This window comes from Polynucleobacter parvulilacunae, assembly GCF_018881715.1.
In the GTDB taxonomy this organism is placed as follows: Bacteria; Pseudomonadota; Gammaproteobacteria; order Burkholderiales; family Burkholderiaceae; genus Polynucleobacter; species Polynucleobacter parvulilacunae.
Genome location: NZ_JACVPW010000001.1, coordinates 786,809 through 805,047, shown reverse-complemented (window position 1 = coordinate 805,047; position 18,239 = coordinate 786,809). Strand labels below are relative to the sequence as shown.

Here is an 18,239-nt window from a genome sequence, read left to right as displayed (position 1 = left end):
ATAGTTTTTATTTTATTGAGTCTTCAGACTCAGATTAATTTTCCCCATTGGAATGCCTAGTATTCCCGCGACAGTTGAAGAGACCTCAGATTTAAAACTAACTGCATCATGAATCCAATGGTGCTGAATGTGCTCTTCCTGAGTGCCGCTGGCAATGGCAACAGTAATTGAATAATTTCCAGGGGATAGCCTTGGCATATCAAATGTAAATTTCGCTTCAATTATTTCGCCCGCCGGGAATACCACTGGACTATCCATGTAACTCAAGTAGGTATTGTCCCCAAAGAGACATTGGCCTAGACGGTCCTTAATAAAAAACCCAACGATAGGGGACTCTAAATCAAAGATAGCAATTGCTTCAATGCAAAGAGTGACTTGCTCTCCACCTAATATCCAAGACAATGGATTACCGGCAACATCCATTAACTTAACAGCGCTAATTTGTGCGCCACCAAGTCCAAATGACGGCCCATCAAGATCTAACTCCACGAGTTGAATATCATTTCTCAAGTTACTACCATTCAATAAATCTAGCCTTGGATCACGGGTAGGAGTAGATGGAGCATTAGAATCTTGAATCTTAACTCGAGTTGTAGTTCCTTTGCCCTGTTGCGCCTCGTAAAAAGCCTCAAGGTATTTCTCAGAAATATTTTTTGAAAGCCCCTTATCCTGCACAACACCTTTTTCAAGCCAAACTGCCGTTTCACACAAACTTCTTATAGAAGCGGTATCGTGACTAACAAATAAGATGGTTCCTGTTTTCATAAAGTTACGCAAAAAACGCATGCACTTTTGTGTAAAGAAAACATCCCCCACTGCTAACGCTTCATCAATCACCAAAATATCTGCATCCACATGGGCAATCACCGCAAATGCCAGGCGCACCATCATGCCGCTTGAATAAGTTTTGGTTGGCTGATTTATAAAATCACCAATATCTGCGAAGGCTACGATGTCATCAAAGCGTGCATCAGCCTGTTCTTTAGTAAGTCCAAGAACGGAAGCATTGAGATAAACGTTTTCTCTGCCAGTAAATTCAGGATTAAATCCAGAACCCAATTCAAGCAGAGCCGCAATACGGCCATTCGTTTCAACACTACCAGTTGTTGGGGTTAGAGTGCCACAGATAATTTGTAATAGAGTTGACTTGCCAGAACCATTTCTACCAATAATTCCAACCGTCTCACCCCTTTTAACCTCAAAAGAAATGTCTCTTAAAGCCCAGAACTCTCTGAAGTATTGCTTGGGTGATAAGCGGAATAAACTTCTTAAACGCGGAAATAAAAACTGCTTGAGTCGATCGCCTGGTTGATCATAGATCTCGTAACGCTTACCAAGACCCTCGACTTTGATTGCGATTTCATTAGAGGACATCTGCAAAACCTTTCCTCGTTTTCTGAAACCATGCGTATCCTAGCCACATTACCAATAAAGCTACGGCTGAATAAATAGCCAATCCCGACCAATTGGGTGATACTCCCGCAATCGCAACCGCTCTTAACTGTTCAATAATAAAAGTAAGGGGATTTAGTAGCATCACGCTTTGAAACCGTGTGGGCAATGCACTCACTGGATAAAATACCGGTGACATAAACATCAGGATTGTTGTCAAAATTCCGATGGTTTGCCCTACGTCACGCATAAACACACCAAGTGATGCAAGCATCCAAGTCACCCCCAGAGTAAAGAACACAAGGGGGGCGAACACTAAAGGAGCAAAAATTATGGTCCAGTGAAACTGATGGTTAATTGCCACCAAAGCAACTGACAAAACCAAAAAACTGATTGCCGCATGAAAAAGTGCAGCACCCAAACTGATAATAGGCAGAATTTCCAATGGGAACACAACTTTTTTTACATAATTAGCATTACCCAAAATTACACTTGGCGAACGATTAACTGCCTCAGTAAATAAGCCTAAAACTATCATCCCGACAAAAACTAAAAGCGCAAACTGGGCTTTACTTTCAACGCCACCCTCTCCCCAGCGAGCTTTGAAAACGACCGAAAAAACAAAGGTGTAAATAGCCAACATCAAAATAGGATTTAAAAATGACCAAGCCAAGCCAAAAATAGACCCCTTGTATCGACCAACAACTTCGCGCTTAATCATTTGAATGATTAAATGACGATGAATCAATATACTTTTAATCAAAGATCTGAAGGAAGCCGGCTGAGGGCGGTGGGGGTTTTGAAAATTCATACAACTCTTATAAAAACGGCTAATTACGAAGGGGCAAGCAACTTATCAAAACGCATTTACTTAATAATAGTGATGGATGATCATTCACATGATTATAAAGGTTATAGCTAGATAACCAAGCAAAATTCGAATCATTTCTTCGATATTAATACTCAGATATTAAATATCAGCCAGGGCAATCCCCTAAGAGTCCACTAAAGACCTATATCCAAGTCCCAAAAACTCACTGACCATTAAGCGAAAAGGGAGCCACTAATCTCGTCCATAGGTATCTTCAAAACGCACAATGTCATCTTCGCCTAGATAACTACCGGATTGCACCTCAATGATCTCGAGCGGCTCACTACCGGGATTGGCTAAGCGATGGGTTTGCCCTTGTGGAATAAAAGTACTTTGATTCTCTTTTAGGATAATCACTTGGTCGCCATTAGTAATCTCAGCAACCCCTTTCACTACCACCCAATGTTCTGCGCGATGATGATGCATTTGCAATGAGAGACTTGCTCCAGGCTTGACCTGTATACGTTTAACCTTAAAACGCTCACCTTCATCAACACTGTCATACCAACCCCATGGTCTCGCTACCTTGCGATGAAGATTCTTTTCTTCGCGCCCTTGCGCTTCCAGTTGAGTCACAATACTTTTGACATCTTGACTATTTTTTCGATCGGCAATAAGTACTGCATCCGCCGTTTCGACAATTACTAGATTTTCAATCCCAACGACGCTCACTAAACGACTACTAGCATGCACTAAGGAGTTTTTAGAATTCGTAAGCAAAGTATCACCGGTGGTTACATTGCCATTTTCATCCTGCTTACCTACTTGCCAAACCGCATCCCATGCGCCCAGATCACTCCAGCCCGCATTTAACTCAACCATTTTGATTGGAAAGTGAGATCCTGGGCACTTTTCAATGACGGCATAGTCGATAGACTCACTTGGGATGTTTTTAAATTCTTCTTTACCAGGACGAATAAAGCCCACGCCACCTGATACATCCTCAGTTTTATTCTTCCAGGCTTTTTGCGTAGCCTCATAAATATCAGGACGGAATTCTTTTAAGCTAGATAACCAAGTGCTAGCCTTCATAACAAACATACCGCTATTCCAGAGGTATGAGCCTTCAACTAGGTAGCTCTGTGCAGTCTTACTGTCCGGCTTCTCCACGAACCGCTTGACCTCATAAGCATTATTTACATCTTTGTTATCTGTGCGCTGAATATAGCCATAACCAGTTTCTGGTGCGGTTGGCGTAATACCTAAAATAGCAATTGAGTTCGTCGCGTCCTCTACAGACTGAATGCAATCTTGTAAGGCCTTAGTAAAAGCTCCTTGATTTTGAATGGTTTGATCTGCAGGCGTAATGACCAAAATAGGGTCTTGCTTGTTAGCCAATTGCTGTGCGCAAAGCGCCGCCATAGTCAAAGCGGGTGCCGTATTTCTTCCGACAGGCTCTAGTAGCAATGTTGCATTAATCGATGGCAGCTCACGCAATTGATCCAACACCAAAAATCGATGATCTTCATTGCTTACTACCAATGTATTGCCAAACTGAATATCAGGGCTAGCTATGGAGTTAATTCTCCCCACTGCTTGCTGAAAAAGACTCTGGGATGAACCATCCCCCGATAACACCAAGAATTGCTTCGGGAAGCCAGAACGAGACAAAGGCCAAAGTCTGGTGCCGGACCCCCCACAAAGGATGACTGGGATAACTAACGCCATTTGTCTATCGAAAGCCTTTTTATCTTAATTGGTCTTATTTTATAGGCTTTAGCTTGCTTCACAGCCCCAATTATTTAATAAAATGATCAGGGCGCACAATAGGAAATGCTATTACGCGCCGGCATTTAAAACTATAAATAAGGAGTCAGCATGACAACAAGCAATATCCCTAAGATCAACCTTCGCAACTCGTTAACCGAATGCGGTCAATCTATCCGCAAGGAAAATGCAGGTAAATACCAAAACTATGCAATTAAAGACTGCAAAGCCTCGATTGCAGCTGGACGCATCAAATAAACCTGCGATATTTTGCAAGCAAAGGGGCTTTGCCCCTTTTTTTATTTTCCTGGCCTATTAGGGTAGCGCTTGCCAGTCAGATTGCTGTAAACCGCCCCAGCCAGCACCAATAAGACTGAGTCGACCATGACTGGAAAAATGGCATAGCGGTAATGGGCAATATGGCCTAAAACCGCTATCAATGCCACTGCGGCTGCGGGTGGATGCAGACAGCGGAGGATAAACATGCCCATGATGGATATAGCAGCGGCAGCCGGTAGCGCCAATAATGGCTCACCAATGAGATGAAAGCAGCTGATTCCAATAAGGGCTGAGAGGGTATTTCCGGCAATCACAGCCCAAGGCTGAGCCATAGGGCTCTGTGGAAGAGCAAATACCAATAAAGCACTTGCCCCCAAGGAAGCCATAAGCCATTCATCTATGCCACTAAGCTCCCCAAGGTACTTAGCGGAAGTGATTACTAACATAAGCCCAATAAAAGCACCAAATACTGAGCGCAATCGCTCATTCCAAGCCACCGCCGGTTGGTCTCCGCCAAAGTAAAAGCTATAGCGTTTAGTTATTTGCAGGAGAAATTGCTTAAGTGATTGACTCATGATTGGCTCATTAGTGATGGGTAGCCTTATCTCGGTCTATCTTATTCAAAATAGCGCTTACCCCTGATTGCTCTTTAATTATGATTTTGCAACGCATCAATAAGGATAGCTTACCAAATTAAGGGTAACTCCTAGATAAGTCATGAATTTGAAACTTATTTTCAATATAAAGTTCAGGATCAATCTAATTAATATAAGCAGTTAAATATCGGGGGATTTATGAACTCTTTGCGTCAATTGGGCATCGCTTTGGCTTGCATAATCATTTTGACATTAACAGCGTGCGGAGGGGGTGGGGGTAGCAGTTCTAGCTCATCCACTCCTGGATCAAGCAGCGTTTCTGGCGTTGCGGCAACAGGGGCCCCGCTATCGGGCGCACTAATTCTATTAACCGATAAGAATGGCAAAACTGCTAACACTACTGCAAATGAAGATGGAACTTATTCAATAGATGTTACTGGCCTAACCGCTCCATTTGTAATCGTAGCAACCGGAGCCGTTGGAGACGCACAAACTACTCAAGCATCTATCGTTTCGGATGCACCAGCAGCGGGATCCTCAAGCACTGCGAATATCAACCCACTTACTAATGCTATTGCAACACTACTTTCATCAGGCAGCGATCCTGCTGCGCTAAGTTCAAACTTGGGCTCTGTAACCGCAACAAGCATTAGTAATGCCACAGCATTACTAAATACTGCTCTTGGAGGACTTGCAAGTGCTTCCGGAGCAAAATCAAACTTCAATCCAATGACTGATACTGCCACCGCTAACGGTACTGGATTTGACAGACTTTTAGATAATCTAACCTTTGGGGTGCAACCTGGTACAGGCGCCATCTTGTTTGCCAAAGATGGTGCAACCATCGATGATATGGCCCCAACCTCTACAGCACCAAGCCCAAGCACACCGAATAGCAGCAATGCTTTATTGATTGCTAGCAACACAAGCTCACTATCTGCGTTACCAAGCTCGCTTGTTGTGAGAGACTTTACTGTAGCCAACTACCTACAAGACGCACTTAATAAATGCTTTGCGATTCCTTATGCCTCAGGCAGAGCTAGCAATGCTTTGTGCACCACTGGAATTGCAGCGCCTGACTACCTAAATAATGCAAAAACGTTAGTGCAAGATCTCTCGGGTTGGATGAACACAACCTATGATGGCGCAACATTTAAGAAACCCGAGATTATTCGCTTTTTCACACCTACTAGAGCATTAGTAAAAATTTCTGGTTTGAGAGCTGATGGAGTGTACTTTTCTTTGCTTACCGTAATCTCAAAAGTCACGGTATCAGGCAATACATCAAGCGAGAGCCCCAACGGAACTTGGCAGTTAACTGGCAACCAGAGAAGTTTTAACGTCGGCATCACCGGCATGGCCATGAGACAAATAGAGGTAAATTCCTCATACTCCATTCCAAGCGCTTACTTTTCAGCCATCTCTCCATTTATTGACTTAACGGTTAATAACTTATCTTCAACTATCTTTGCCTCATCTGGCGGCAATGCCTCCAACCCCGGAACATCGTGCACAGGTAGCGCATGCTCCTATGTCAATGTCACAGGCCCAGGCTTACCGGTAGCTGGACTTTTTTATAAGCGCAATACCAGTAATTCAAGCTGTAATACTCAGTTGGTTTTGGCTGTTGACATAACAACCAATATGAGTGGCGCAGGCTGCACTAGCGTGTACAAACTGAATGGTGTAGCCATTGATCCAAATAAATCCTTGGATGTTGCGTTTGATCCAAGCATTCGCGCAAACAGTCAAGGCGGCAGTATTGCAGCAATAGCAAATTACACTGCAAGCGGCCGTGCCTCAGTAGATGCTGTCATAGGCGCCATTACCCCATTTACTCCTTATGTTTTTAAAATCTATGACGGCACCACTGGAAATACCACTTATGTTGTTGAGCGTCTAAAAGGTCGTCCACCAACTACCGCTGAATTAGCTAAATACCAATGGCTAGAGCTTGATCAAGCAACCCTAGATCAAATGTATTCGACAGCTGCCAATCCGTTCCCGGGTGGCGCTACGATTAATATTGGCTGGAAACGTTCTGCATTTGCCCTACCCGCCAAGTCTGCCTATATTCAATTTCAATCAAGCACTCAGTCTCTAGTTTCTCTAAATAAGAACCTTCCTGTTTCTGCAACTATCGGCAGCGTGACAGCATCCATCACCAACACATCTGGCGTATTCCCAAGTGCACCAACTGCAAGCACTGTACCTTCCGGAACATACAGAGGCAGAAGCTGGATTGGTGTCCAGGGCAGAGACCCCTCCGACACAGTTATTTACTCGGCATATTCATACAGTAATTAACTCCAGCAGCGTAATAAAAAAGCCACCTAACTAAACTGCCCAACTACTGGGGGTCAGTTCAAATGGTGGCTTTTTTGTTTACCCTAAAAGGGTTTGCTAGAAAATGCTGTAATTAAGCTTTCTTAGCGTATGCAGAACACCAGCCCTTACCAGCAACTTGCTTACCAGCAAACAATGAGCAACCACCAGCAGCAGCATCCGCTTTACCTTGGAACAATGCACAGTTGCTACATTGTTGACCAGCAGCGTATTTAGCATACTTTGCTTTATCTACCTTGGAGGCATCTGCTTTGTAACCCAATGCAGCAGCTTGTGGATCAGTTTCTGCAACCATTGCTTGAGCTTGAACCTTACCGTTCAATGCCAAAGTACAGGCACCAGCAGCAGACAAAATCATAAATTGGCGACGACTATTTTTCATGGATTCTCCAAAAATAAATCAGTGATTAACTTGCACGCGCATCTTAGATAAATACGCACCTTTGAAAACTAGAGAAGATCATAGTGGAGAAGATTTAGGGATGCTAGCTGCCACCTAAGTCAATGATTTATATAGGAATATAGATGAGAATTGTTCTCATAAAATCTCCTACTAAAAGCGTCGATTAATTCCAGCCCTTGAGCTTCATGCAATTAATCCATTGTCGGATATGGGTTCCAGAAGGAGTTTCTTGATAATCTTCCTGGCACTCCTTCAAATCTTTCTTGTATGAAATCTGATTATTTTTAGCGGGGTCTTGATTTATGGATGGAAAACTTGTGCAAGAAATCATTGCGGCTGCAAAAACCATCAAAGAAAGAATGCGTATTATGATTTGATTCACTTCTTATTTGCGATCTATCAAAGCAAGAAATTCTCTGCGTAGATTGGAATCTTTTAAGAATGCTCCACGCATCACGCTATTGATCATCTTGGAGTCACGATCTTTGACTCCGCGCCATTGCATGCAGAAGTGATCTGCGTCCATCACCACAGCAACACCGATTGGCTTAATCTTTTTCTCCAACATATCTGCCAGCTCAACTACGGCCTCTTCCTGAATCTGTGGGCGACACATGACCCACTCAGTTAGGCGAGAATATTTAGATAGCCCAATTAAAGCCGAATCCTTGCTTGGCAATACACCAATCCAAATACGGCCCATGATGGGGCAAAGATGATGAGAGCAGGCGCTACGCACGGTTATAGGTCCAATAATCATGAGCTCATTTAGGCGACTCACATTTGGGAACTTTGTTAAGGTCGGCTGATCAACATAACGACCATTAAATACTTCCTGGACATACATCTTTGCTACACGGCGACTGGTATTTTTGGTGTTGTGATCGTTTTCTGTATCGATAACGAGACTCTCTAGGACAGCCTGCATCTTCTCTGCAACCTCATCCACTAAACCTTCCAGCTCACCTGGCTTAATGAATGCAGCAATATTGTCATTTGCATGAAAGCGCGCTTTTTGTGCCTCGATGCGACGACGAATAACCACTGATAATGGTGTTCCGCCATCATCTTTAGTAACCGTTTTTTTGCTTGCTATCTTTTTTGCCACCGTACTTGGCGTCTTTGTATTAGCCTTATTAACAGTCTTCGCAGCAGCTTTATTAGCTATTTTTTTAGCGGGCATCAGTACCTTCTTGTCTCAAATTTTGTATAGATAATTTTTTATTAAATCTGGAAAAACAAAGCAACCACGCAAATGATTCCCACCAACCAAACAATAGAGCGGGTTGTTGGCCAATTTGCGATATAACAAATCAGGTAAGCAATACGAGCAGCAACAAAACCCAGCGCCAATAAATCAATTCTGGCTTGCGGGGCATTTGCAATAGAGGCAATAATCACTGCAGCAAAGAACAAGGGTAAGGACTCAAACAAGTTCGCCTGTGCGGCATTGGCTCTCGCTCTAAAGCCGGTTTGCTTAGCAAGCCATTGTCTTGGCATGCTGTTGTCATAACCCTCAAAACCTTTTTTAGCGATACCAGCGGCTACATAGGGAAATAGGCCCATAAAGAGAACACAAGCATATGCGATTGTCATGACAGCCTTACTGTTGAGGTTTAGGATTGATAAAGAACTTATTTGCTTATTTACTTAATTGCTGAGTTACTGAGTTACTGCGTTACTGAGTTACAGAATTACTTGGGAGTCTTCTTACTACCAATACGACTCTCAGTACCATTCATCAAATTTTGAATATTCGTACGGTGACGCCAAATCAGCAGCGCGCAGACCACCAGAAGAGCAAGGCCCATCGGCTGAAAGCCAAACAAAAAGACAAAATAGATGGGTCCAAATACTGCAGCAGCTAATGCAGCCAATGAGGAGTAACGCATAAACGTGGCCACAATAATCCACGTACCTAAAGTTGCTGCGCCCAAAATCCAATTAACACCAAACAAAATGCCGCATGCTGTAGCAACGCCCTTCCCACCCTTAAAACCATGAAAGATTGGGAAGAGGTGTCCTAAAAAAACCGCCAATACAACTCCGCATAAGAGCCATGAATTCGTAGTAGATGTCAGCGAGTCATTACCAAGCAATATGCGTGCCAGCATCACGGCAAAGTAGCCCTTCAAGCCATCACCAATCAAGGTAAGCACTGCAGCTAATTTGTTTCCAGTACGCAAAACATTGGTTGCGCCTGGATTGCCAGAGCCGTAGGTATGTGGATCGGGTAAACGCATACATTTGCTCACTACCACCGCAAAAGAAATGGAGCCTATTAAATAGGCAATGGGGATGAGTAATAGATCTAGAGTCAATTCCATACCGCTATCTTAAACACTTCTGAGGGCGGTTTTGGCGGAAAACTTAAGATCCACGCGGATGATGCTGCTGATGTATCGATTTGAGTCTTTCTCTAGCTACATGGGTGTAGATCTGGGTAGTCGAGATATCAGCGTGCCCTAAAAGAAGCTGTACCACCCTTAAATCCGCCCCATGATTGAGTAAATGGGTAGCAAAAGCATGGCGCAGAGTATGGGGCGATAAAGCCACCGGAATATTGGCCAATGTCGCATAACGCTTAATCAAGGCCCAAAATGCCTGGCGTGTTAAGCCAGTACCGGTATGGCGACCAACAAATACGGCATCCGTTGTTTTACCCTCCAACAAAGGAGTGCGCGCTTCTGCCAAATAACGCCTTAACCACTGACCTGCCTCACCCCCAAAGGGCACTAAACGCTCTTTGCCACCTTTGCCATTAACGATCCTCACTACACCCTCATTTAAACCCAGGGCAACGGTTTTTAAAGAAACAATTTCTGAAACACGTAGACCGCTGGCATACATCAACTCCAACATCGTTCGATCACGCAAACCTAAAGGCGTTTCCACATCAGGCGCATTGAGCAATGCCGTTACCTGATCCTCGCTCAGTGTTTTTGGAAAGCGTAATGCTTGTTTAGCGGCACGCAATCCAATACAAGGATCACTCTTTACTAAATTAATGCGCAGTGCGTGACGATAGAAGCGCTTAAAAACCGTTAAACGTCGATTAGCAGTAGTTGCTTTATCAGCACGACGATGTGCAATATAGGCAGTGAGATCTTTTTCTGTAATGCTATACAGATCTGAGCCAGACTCTTGATAAAGCCACTGAGCTAATAGCAGCAAGTCTCTGCGGTATGCAGCCAGACTATTTTGAGCAAGTCCATCCTCTAGCCAGCAAGCATCACAAAAGCGCTCAATAGCCTCTTGGCTTAATAATGAAATTTGAGGTGTATTTTCTTTCATCCTATTGGTTTAATGCTGCACGATAAGCCGCTTCAACAGCGCGAAGAATGGTTGCATGCAAAGTGCCGAGCTTAGGCGTATTGCCATGAGGGCTTCTAACAGGTACTTTGAAGTAGCGCTCAGACCACGGCAAATCTACAATCACCTTGAAGTCAAACTTTGTGTCGTAAGCCAATCCAGCTAGCGCATAAGCAGCAGGATTCTTGGCCTGGGTTATTGCTACCTCACCAGCTTTTAGTCTAGTCAGTTTCTGGGATGTTCCGTACACCACGCTGACCTGATTGCCATCATCCCTATGCTCAACACTCAGGACAATAGCTGGCCTGGGTTTGGGTCCCGGTTCAATGTTAGGAACTTCGGGAAACAAACACCAAACGATATCGCCAGGTGCCGGCAACATCCAAGCCTGACTCATACAAACAATGTGTCACGTGCAAGCAGCTTGCCTTTTGGTAGGCGCTTGGCTGCATCCTTGCGTAATGCCAAGATTTGTTTTGCAGTCAATGGACCATCATCAGGAGCATAAGAAGGTAAAACATCAGTAGCAAATTTTGACAAGGCCATATGGATAACCTGTGTTTCATTTACATCGAGTTCTTTAGCAATTGCTTTAACCGTTGTTCGAGTCACGCCAAATTGGGTGTCTTTAGTGCGGAATTTGACCAACAGGTTTTCGTTTGAAGCTCTCATCATGGCACCTCACTATTTCATATATATAAAATATATACTATTTTTGGTGCAAGCGCAATCTTTACGCCCTTTCTTAATTTAATAAAGCTCTAAATGAACTTGCAAACCACCCCATCTTGAGACCTCATAGTCGCAGAATGGGGTCTTAGATTTGGTATTGCCGCCCTAAATGCTTTATTTAAATCAAAATAATCAGAAGCATCATTGACCTCCCAAAACCTTCTTTCATCAAGCTCTGATGCAAACATAGGTATGGGTTTAATTGCCTTCATTGCGCTCCAAGCCTCTTCTTAATCACGGAAATTATTAAAGCCCAATGGCGCTTCGGTCACTTCTTTCTTGAGGAGAGCCATTGTTTCTTGCAAGTCATCACGCTTAGCGCCAGTGACACGCACTGCATCACCCTGAATACTCGCTTGCACTTTGAGCTTGCTATCTTTAATGATGCGTACCACTTTTTTTGCTAGATCTGAATTGATGCCTTTTTGAATCTTCATGGTCTGCTTGCGCTTATCGCTACCAATGGTTTCTGTTTTTTCATCTTTGAGATAACGCACATCCACATTACGCTTAGCCATTTTGTTAATGAGCACGTCACGTACTTGACCCAATTTAAAGTCGTCGTCACCAAACAAGATGAGTGCTTCATCTTTTTGCTCTACGCGGCTATCAGAACCCTTAAAGTCAAAACGGTTTGTAATTTCTTTATTAGATTGCTCAATGGCATTTTTGAGCTCAACCATATCCGGTTCGCATACAACGTCAAATGTTGGCATTTTTACTCCCTATATATTTTCAATATTCTTAAATAAAAGCTATTTTGCATTTTCTAGAGATTTTGTCGTCTATTCCAGCTTTGCTACCCAAAAAATAGGCTCCAGATTCTTTTACGAATAAGATTGTGGCATGAACCGTGCTCAAAATGCGCCCCAACCCACAAAATCAATCCCCAATTTGGGATTGAAGCACCGTAACACCTTTGGCTTTGATGCCAGCGCAGAACTGGCCTATGACATTACCGCGCCCGAGCAAATTCCAGGGGTCATCGCAGACATTACCGAGCAAAAACTAGTATGGCGTGTTTTGGGTGGGGGCAGTAATGTCATTCTTCCCAATGTTTTGCCAGGCGCCACCCTTCTAATGAATATCGACGGCCAAGAAATCACTTCTTCCGACAATAAAGATACCTACTTAGCAGTTGGCGGTGGTGTGAATTGGCATGAACTCGTAGCCTGGACACTGGAAAATGATTTGCCGGGTCTGGAAAACTTAGCCCTCATACCAGGGACAGTAGGTGCAGCGCCCATTCAAAACATCGGCGCCTATGGAGTTGAGGTTTCCCAATACATCAGCAGCATCGAAGCCTTTGATACACAGGCCCAAGCCTTTGTCACCCTAGCGCAAGAGGCATGCGACTTTGCTTATCGCGATAGCTACTTCAAGCAAAATCCCAATCGATTTATCGTGACAAAGGTCGTCTTTAGAATTCCGAAAGCATGGGAAGCGCGTATCCATTACGCCGACTTAGCAAAACAATTTCCTGAAAGATCTAGTCCTAGCCCTGAAGATATCTTTTTAGCGGTTTGTAGAATTCGCACACAAAAGTTACCCGATCCAAAAGTCATTGGTAATGCCGGCAGCTTCTTTCAGAACCCCATTGTTCCAAATGAACAGTATGAAACTTTACTTAAGCTACATACAAATCTAGTGTCTTATCCAGACGCGGACGGTAAACGTAAGCTTGCAGCGGGTTGGCTGATTGATCAATGCGGATTTAAAGGCCAACGCATGGGTCCTGTTGGCGTTTATGAAAATCAAGCGCTCGTGCTAGTGAATCATGGTGGTGGCACCGCTCAAGACATAATCGGATTAGCCAAATGCATCCAAGACAAAGTGCACACAGAGTTTGGTGTCAGCCTACAAATTGAACCAAATATCTTGTAGCCACTTACATTAACCTCACCCCTAGTGAGGTAAGCAAGCCCCATACCTTGAATAGGGGTAATTCAATCAAAGATAATATCCGGCTCCAAGCCAATCTCAAATGTGTACGACTGCTTCTCAGCACTACAAAACACAACATATATGTTAACATTTGCATGAACTCAAAACAAATGAAAAAGTGGCTTGAACTACAAGGCGCCACGTTTCTCCCGGGCAAAGGATCGCATTTAAAAGTGTTTCTAAAAGGCAAACAATCCTCTTTACCAATGCATGGAACGACTGAACTCGGCAAAGGTTTAGAGGCAGCTATTAAACGTCAATTGGGCTTGAAATAATGGAATATATGTTTAGATACCCAGCAACATTCGCTAAAGATGGCCGCAGCATACTCGTAACATTCAGCGATATTCCTGAAGCCATTACTTTCGGCAAGAATGAGTCGGAAGCATTTGAGAAGGCTGTTGAAGCTTTGGAGACTGGTCTATCTTTTTATGTGGATTCTCGCAAGCCACTGCCTAAGCCAAGCAAAGCAAAGCGTGGTCAAAAATTAATCAGCCCATCAGCACTTGAATCAGCCAAACTTGGCATCTATAAGGCCATGATGGATCAGGGCATTAAAAAGACTGAATTAGCACGTCGTCTGGGTTGGCATATGCCGCAGATCGATCGCTTGTTTGATCTCAAACATTCTTCTAAATTTGATCAGATTGAATCTGCGGCAAATGCGCTCGGCTGTCATATCGAAATAACAGTAGCAGCTTGAAACTTAGGGCGCTTGTGCCGGTCCCAAGCTAGGCGCTTTGGTAGGTGCGGCAACCCCTACAAAAATCACCATACCGTCACCGCCCGGATTCAAAAGAATGTCATTTAAACCAGATGGCTTCCAATTATTTGCCGCCCAAACATTTCCAGCCATATCCGTATTAACTGAAGTCAATCGCATCAATGGCAAATAGGATGGAGGTGCGCCTGTTCCGTATAAAGGTTGTCCAGAGCTCAGTAAAACCTGGCTACCTCCAGAGGGCAATGTGTAACCAGTGCTTGGAGAAATTGCAGCCCCCATTGCTACACCGTAAGGACAATTTGAGCTTGCGCCACAGAGTTGCACAACGCTATAGCGACTGCTTGGGGCTGCTGTTCCAAAATTAGCAACCCAGACATTTCCTTTGGCATCCAACGAAACACCCCATGGTCCATTAATGCCCTGTCCTGTATACGTTCCTACAATCGTACCGCTCGAGTTAATTGCATAAACAGTAGAAGTGGACCCCGCTGCAACCCAAGCATTGCCGAGCGAATCTACGGCTACACCTTTTGGATTGCTGCCACTTGGTAATGGGACTGTAAATAATTTTGAAATTCCACCATTGCTGTAGCGCAATTTGGATACTGTGTCTGAGCCTGTGTAGGTAACCCAGGCATAACCATCACTACTGATAGCCATGCCAAAAGGCTCTACATTGCTATCCGCATAACTTACAGGACTGGTAGTTTGATTTGGATAAACCACCACAGCATTATTGCCATAGCTAGACATCCAAATGTTGTTAGATTGATCAACCGCAGTACCTTGCACTCGCAATAAACCAGCGGTGTATCCGGCATCCGGAGAAACTGGAACTCCAAGTGAGGATAGTTTTGCTACCGCTCCGCTTGTAGGGAGGTTATTCCCCCAACCAAAGCTTCCCGACCAAATGTAACCCAGCTTATCAATTGCAATGCCAAAGCCGGAACCCAAAATACCGCCACCAGTAATAGGCGAGCTTGGTGTCGAGTTGGATCCATTAACAAGGCCATTAGCCGGCTGCCCATTAGGCTTCAGGACTACTAAACAGTTTGTAGAATTTGGTGTTCCTTGAATCACGTTGTTATTGATCCACGCATACCCATTGGCATCAAATGCCACGTTAGCTGGACCACCAAAAGGACAGGCACTACTGCCAGTGTTATTGACCTTGACTGCCATCGTCCAAGCATCGAGCTTTTGCAGTGGCGCAGACGAATTCGGCCCCTGGTTCGCAGTAAGCGCTGGCGTGTAGCTTGTCACCACACTTCCTAGGTTGTAGATGCCGCTGACATTCACTGTGGGATTTAAGGCAATGTTCACAATTGCCTGCAAAGTATTTGTAGGGGTGATGCCGTTTGTTGAAGGTGTTAAAGCAAATAGGTTGGTACATGCATTAGCCACTCCTTGAGTACAACCTGCCAAGACATTGGCCAATGTTCCAAGCGCACTCCAGGTATTGGTTTCATATCCATTCGGTGAAGTTTGAATGACGGTGGATGCAGAACCCGATCGCGCAGAAACTAAATTCTCAGCCATACCCGCTGCAATACTTAATGGAAGAGCGCTCCCCCCAACCGAATAATCGTTACGAAATAATTGCGCAAAAGCATATGCAGATGCCACCGTCGTAAGCTCGTTGATACGTACGGACGATATTGGCCCTGTACCTAAGCTTGCCATGAGCTGAATATTGGGGGACTTGCTCGCAACCACATAGTAAGTAATGGGATTGCTAGTCGTGTTGGCGGAATTGCTAGGCACCTTTACAGAAAAATTACCTGCGCCATCCGAAGTAGTCTGAGTAACTACCGATGGTGTGCCCGACTGAATTTGATAAACCGTAACCGTAGCTCCAGTGATAGCTTGAGGAGGGGAACCTCCGCCCGAACTGACCGCACCGTTGATGACTGTTTCATTGCCTGAGGAACCACTACTAGGGCAGCCGGATAAACAGGCTGCAACTGTCAACAAGACAACAGCGCATAAACTTGTTTTGATTTGATTTAGCATGTTGATCTTTGTAAATTAACGCCTATTAGTAATGAGTCCACATTCTTAATATACGCACAGCCTTTTCTTTTCGGAATATTTCATACACCAGTCGATGTTGTATGTTAATCCTTCGAGAATAAGCCCCCTTTAAATCCCCAACCAATTTTTCATATGGCGGAGGGTTTTGGAGTGGATCTACCGCAAGCAGATCAAGCAGTATCTGAGCTTTTTCTTTTAACCCAGCTGCAGAAATTTTTTTAGCATCTTTAATGGCGTATTTAGAGTAAACCAAACTCCATTTCACCATTTCAATACACCCTTGCTTTTTGCAAGAGGCTCTGCCATTGCATCTTTAATTGATTCACGCATACCAGGCACAGCAAGAAGATAAAGAGTTTCTTGAATTGCACTCCAATCCTCTTCAGAAACCAAAACAGCATTGGCCCTTTTGCCAGAAATAATGACTGGCTTATGAGACTGTGCCGCCTGATCTATTAAACGATACAGACCGGCGCGCGCTTCGCTTGCAGTTAACGTAGTCATGATTTACCCCTTTATCGCATGGTACGTAAAAGCGTACGCTTTGTCAAGAGTGCACTTTGACGTCAGCCAATCGAACTTCCGCCTGCCCTTCAGCCAATTGAACTTGGTATACATTTTCAGAATTGAGCTCTCTAGGATTACGAATTGCATGAAGCTCATCATCACCTTTACTCAGAATTACCGCATATCCACGCTCTAATGTGCGCTGAGGATTCAGCATTTCTAACTGAGATTGATAATGCGATTGATTGCGCTTCCAATTCTCCATGCGCACTGACCATGCCTGATTTAATCGTTGCTGCCATCCATTGATTTGCTCTCTCATTCGATCTGGATTAGGCAGAGCATGACTCAGCCTGAGCGCCAATTGATCGAGAGTTTGTGCTTCGCGCTCAACTCGTTGACTTACTCGCTGCAGCAATGCCTGCATGATGGCATCGAGCTCTTGCAGCATTTGATCTCGTCGTGGCGCCGCTAATTCTGCTGCACCAGTCGGCGTTGGAGCACGCAAGTCAGCAACAAAATCAGCAATTGTGAAATCCGTTTCATGGCCAACACCGCTCACCACCGGAATAAATGAGTCTGCAATTGCGTATGCCAATTGCTCATCATTGAACGCCCAAAGATCTTCAATGCTGCCACCACCACGTACCAACAAAATAACATCGACTGCATTTTCTTTTTCCGCAGCCTTGAGTGCGGAAATAATTCCGGCAGGCGCATCGGGACCTTGTACCAAAGTTGGATAAATCACAATTGGAATATGCGGCGCTCTTCTGGCTAAAGTGCTTAGGACATCTTTAAGTGCCGCCGCCTGCGGTGATGTGATGATGCCAATTGATCTTGGGTGCGATGGTAGCTCGCGTTTACGCTCGTCATCAAACAAACCCTCTTTGGCCAGTTTGGCTTTGAGCTTTAAGAAGGCTTCGTATAACCCACCCATGCCGGCACGACGCAAAGTCTGAATCGTCAGCTGAATATCCCCACGCGGAACATACATACCCAAGCTGGCACTGACTTCTACCAAATCCCCAGATTGCGGCATAAAGCCAACCTGGCCATTGCGGCCTCGGAACATGACGCAACGAATCTGCCCTTCTGCGTCCTTTAACGAGAAATACCAGTGCCCGCTGTCATAAGCTTTGAAGTTTGAAATCTCCCCGCTGACCCAGACGGTATCGAAACGATCCTCCAAAGAGGCGGCAATGGCGCGGTTTAGATCGCCAACACTGAGAATTTCTCTTAATTTTTCTGACGTTTCCGACATTTTTTCTCTTTAATCACACAGCCATCTGGCTTGAAGGGCAAAAAACGATTCACAGTTACCCACAGCCAGCACTGCACCCCAGGCTTAATGCTATTAAGTAAGTAATTACTGACCCAAAACGTCTCATA

Annotated in this window: 23 protein-coding genes; 5 read left to right on the top strand and 18 right to left on the bottom strand. The window is 44.4% G+C overall.

The features are described from left to right. Window positions 1-12: 12 nt before the first annotated feature. The 3 genes from ICN18_RS04270 to ICN18_RS04260 form a co-directional block, all read right to left on the bottom strand. A complete protein-coding gene (locus ICN18_RS04270; protein ID WP_216189230.1) occupies window positions 13-1,374 on the bottom strand; it encodes an ABC transporter ATP-binding protein in 1,362 nt (453 codons plus the stop codon). Next, window positions 1,364-2,203 (bottom strand): ABC transporter permease, encoded by an 840-nt coding sequence (locus ICN18_RS04265; protein WP_216189229.1) that lies wholly within the window; start codon window positions 2,201-2,203, stop codon window positions 1,364-1,366. The genes ICN18_RS04270 and ICN18_RS04265 overlap by 11 nt, the downstream gene beginning before the upstream one ends. A gap of 252 nt (window positions 2,204-2,455) precedes the next feature. Continuing rightward, window positions 2,456-3,931 carry a mannose-1-phosphate guanylyltransferase/mannose-6-phosphate isomerase gene (locus tag ICN18_RS04260; protein WP_216189228.1) on the bottom strand — a complete coding sequence of 492 codons (1,476 nt, stop codon included), beginning with the start codon at window positions 3,929-3,931 and terminating at the stop codon, window positions 2,456-2,458. A gap of 150 nt (window positions 3,932-4,081) precedes the next feature. On the opposite strand from ICN18_RS04260, the gene ICN18_RS04255 reads away from it, so the two are divergent. Then, on the top strand, window positions 4,082-4,228 hold the full coding sequence (locus ICN18_RS04255) for a hypothetical protein (protein ID WP_216189227.1): 147 nt from the start codon (window positions 4,082-4,084) through the stop codon (window positions 4,226-4,228). 41 nt (window positions 4,229-4,269) lie between these two features. Here ICN18_RS04255 and ICN18_RS04250 read toward each other — a convergent pair whose 3' ends face one another. Beyond that, window positions 4,270-4,824 carry an HPP family protein gene (locus ICN18_RS04250; protein WP_216189226.1) on the bottom strand — a complete coding sequence of 185 codons (555 nt, stop codon included), beginning with the start codon at window positions 4,822-4,824 and terminating at the stop codon, window positions 4,270-4,272. Window positions 4,825-5,043: 219 nt separating this feature from the next. Here ICN18_RS04250 and ICN18_RS04245 point away from each other — a divergent pair, with 219 nt between their 5' ends. Then, window positions 5,044-7,152: a hypothetical protein gene (locus ICN18_RS04245; protein WP_216189225.1), complete on the top strand. Its 2,109-nt coding sequence runs from the start codon at window positions 5,044-5,046 to the stop codon at window positions 7,150-7,152. Window positions 7,153-7,264: 112 nt separating this feature from the next. On the opposite strand, the gene ICN18_RS04240 is transcribed toward ICN18_RS04245, so the two are convergent. The 10 genes from ICN18_RS04240 to ICN18_RS04195 form a co-directional block, all read right to left on the bottom strand. Next, the gene (locus tag ICN18_RS04240; protein ID WP_215362647.1) at window positions 7,265-7,573 is read right to left on the bottom strand and encodes a high-potential iron-sulfur protein; all 309 of its coding nucleotides are present in this window, start codon (window positions 7,571-7,573) and stop codon (window positions 7,265-7,267) included. A 184-nt stretch (window positions 7,574-7,757) separates the two neighbouring features. Beyond that, entirely contained in the window at window positions 7,758-7,976 is a 219-nt protein-coding gene (locus ICN18_RS04235; RefSeq protein ID WP_255532106.1) for a hypothetical protein, read from the bottom strand. Window positions 7,977-7,979: 3 nt separating this feature from the next. Continuing rightward, window positions 7,980-8,777, bottom strand: coding sequence for a GTP cyclohydrolase I (gene folE, locus ICN18_RS04230; RefSeq protein WP_216189224.1), 798 nt, complete (start codon window positions 8,775-8,777; stop codon window positions 7,980-7,982). Between the two features lie 41 nt (window positions 8,778-8,818). Further along, window positions 8,819-9,190 carry an MAPEG family protein gene (locus ICN18_RS04225; protein ID WP_216189223.1) on the bottom strand — a complete coding sequence of 124 codons (372 nt, stop codon included), beginning with the start codon at window positions 9,188-9,190 and terminating at the stop codon, window positions 8,819-8,821. Window positions 9,191-9,288: 98 nt separating this feature from the next. After that, entirely contained in the window at window positions 9,289-9,921 is a 633-nt protein-coding gene (gene plsY, locus ICN18_RS04220; RefSeq protein ID WP_216189222.1) for a glycerol-3-phosphate 1-O-acyltransferase PlsY, read from the bottom strand. Window positions 9,922-9,964: 43 nt separating this feature from the next. Next, a complete protein-coding gene (gene xerD / locus ICN18_RS04215; protein WP_216189221.1) occupies window positions 9,965-10,888 on the bottom strand; it encodes a site-specific tyrosine recombinase XerD in 924 nt (307 codons plus the stop codon). 1 nt (window position 10,889) lies between these two features. Further along, a complete protein-coding gene (locus ICN18_RS04210; protein ID WP_216189220.1) occupies window positions 10,890-11,303 on the bottom strand; it encodes a type II toxin-antitoxin system PemK/MazF family toxin in 414 nt (137 codons plus the stop codon). Further along, on the bottom strand, window positions 11,300-11,581 hold the full coding sequence (locus tag ICN18_RS04205) for a hypothetical protein (RefSeq protein WP_216189492.1): 282 nt from the start codon (window positions 11,579-11,581) through the stop codon (window positions 11,300-11,302). Before ICN18_RS04205 ends, ICN18_RS04210 begins: the two co-directional genes overlap by 4 nt. Window positions 11,582-11,667: 86 nt before the next feature. Then, window positions 11,668-11,826 (bottom strand): CopG family antitoxin, encoded by a 159-nt coding sequence (locus ICN18_RS10505; RefSeq protein WP_369411867.1) that lies wholly within the window; start codon window positions 11,824-11,826, stop codon window positions 11,668-11,670. A gap of 42 nt (window positions 11,827-11,868) precedes the next feature. Further along, window positions 11,869-12,354: a YajQ family cyclic di-GMP-binding protein gene (locus ICN18_RS04195; RefSeq protein WP_216189218.1), complete on the bottom strand. Its 486-nt coding sequence runs from the start codon at window positions 12,352-12,354 to the stop codon at window positions 11,869-11,871. Between the two features lie 130 nt (window positions 12,355-12,484). Here ICN18_RS04195 and murB point away from each other — a divergent pair, with 130 nt between their 5' ends. The 3 genes from murB (at window position 12,485) to ICN18_RS04180 (ending at window position 14,285) form a co-directional block, all read left to right on the top strand. Beyond that, entirely contained in the window at window positions 12,485-13,522 is a 1,038-nt protein-coding gene (gene murB, locus ICN18_RS04190; RefSeq protein ID WP_216189217.1) for a UDP-N-acetylmuramate dehydrogenase, read from the top strand. A 155-nt stretch (window positions 13,523-13,677) separates the two neighbouring features. Next, window positions 13,678-13,857, top strand: coding sequence for a type II toxin-antitoxin system HicA family toxin (locus ICN18_RS04185; RefSeq protein WP_216189216.1), 180 nt, complete (start codon window positions 13,678-13,680; stop codon window positions 13,855-13,857). An 8-nt stretch (window positions 13,858-13,865) separates the two neighbouring features. Continuing rightward, a complete protein-coding gene (locus ICN18_RS04180) occupies window positions 13,866-14,285 on the top strand; it encodes a type II toxin-antitoxin system HicB family antitoxin (RefSeq protein WP_255532062.1) in 420 nt (139 codons plus the stop codon). A gap of 3 nt (window positions 14,286-14,288) precedes the next feature. Here ICN18_RS04180 and ICN18_RS04175 read toward each other — a convergent pair whose 3' ends face one another. Genes ICN18_RS04175 through xseA form a run of 4 tightly spaced genes read right to left on the bottom strand, consistent with a single transcriptional unit; the run spans window position 14,289 to window position 18,111 of the window. After that, window positions 14,289-16,319 (bottom strand): NHL repeat-containing protein, encoded by a 2,031-nt coding sequence (locus ICN18_RS04175; protein WP_216189214.1) that lies wholly within the window; start codon window positions 16,317-16,319, stop codon window positions 14,289-14,291. 25 nt (window positions 16,320-16,344) lie between these two features. After that, window positions 16,345-16,608 (bottom strand): Txe/YoeB family addiction module toxin, encoded by a 264-nt coding sequence (locus tag ICN18_RS04170; protein WP_216859965.1) that lies wholly within the window; start codon window positions 16,606-16,608, stop codon window positions 16,345-16,347. Further along, the gene (locus ICN18_RS04165; protein ID WP_216189213.1) at window positions 16,602-16,844 is read right to left on the bottom strand and encodes a type II toxin-antitoxin system Phd/YefM family antitoxin; all 243 of its coding nucleotides are present in this window, start codon (window positions 16,842-16,844) and stop codon (window positions 16,602-16,604) included. Before ICN18_RS04165 ends, ICN18_RS04170 begins: the two co-directional genes overlap by 7 nt. 43 nt (window positions 16,845-16,887) lie before the next feature. Then, window positions 16,888-18,111 carry an exodeoxyribonuclease VII large subunit gene (gene xseA, locus ICN18_RS04160; protein WP_216189212.1) on the bottom strand — a complete coding sequence of 408 codons (1,224 nt, stop codon included), beginning with the start codon at window positions 18,109-18,111 and terminating at the stop codon, window positions 16,888-16,890. Window positions 18,112-18,239 lie beyond the last annotated feature (128 nt).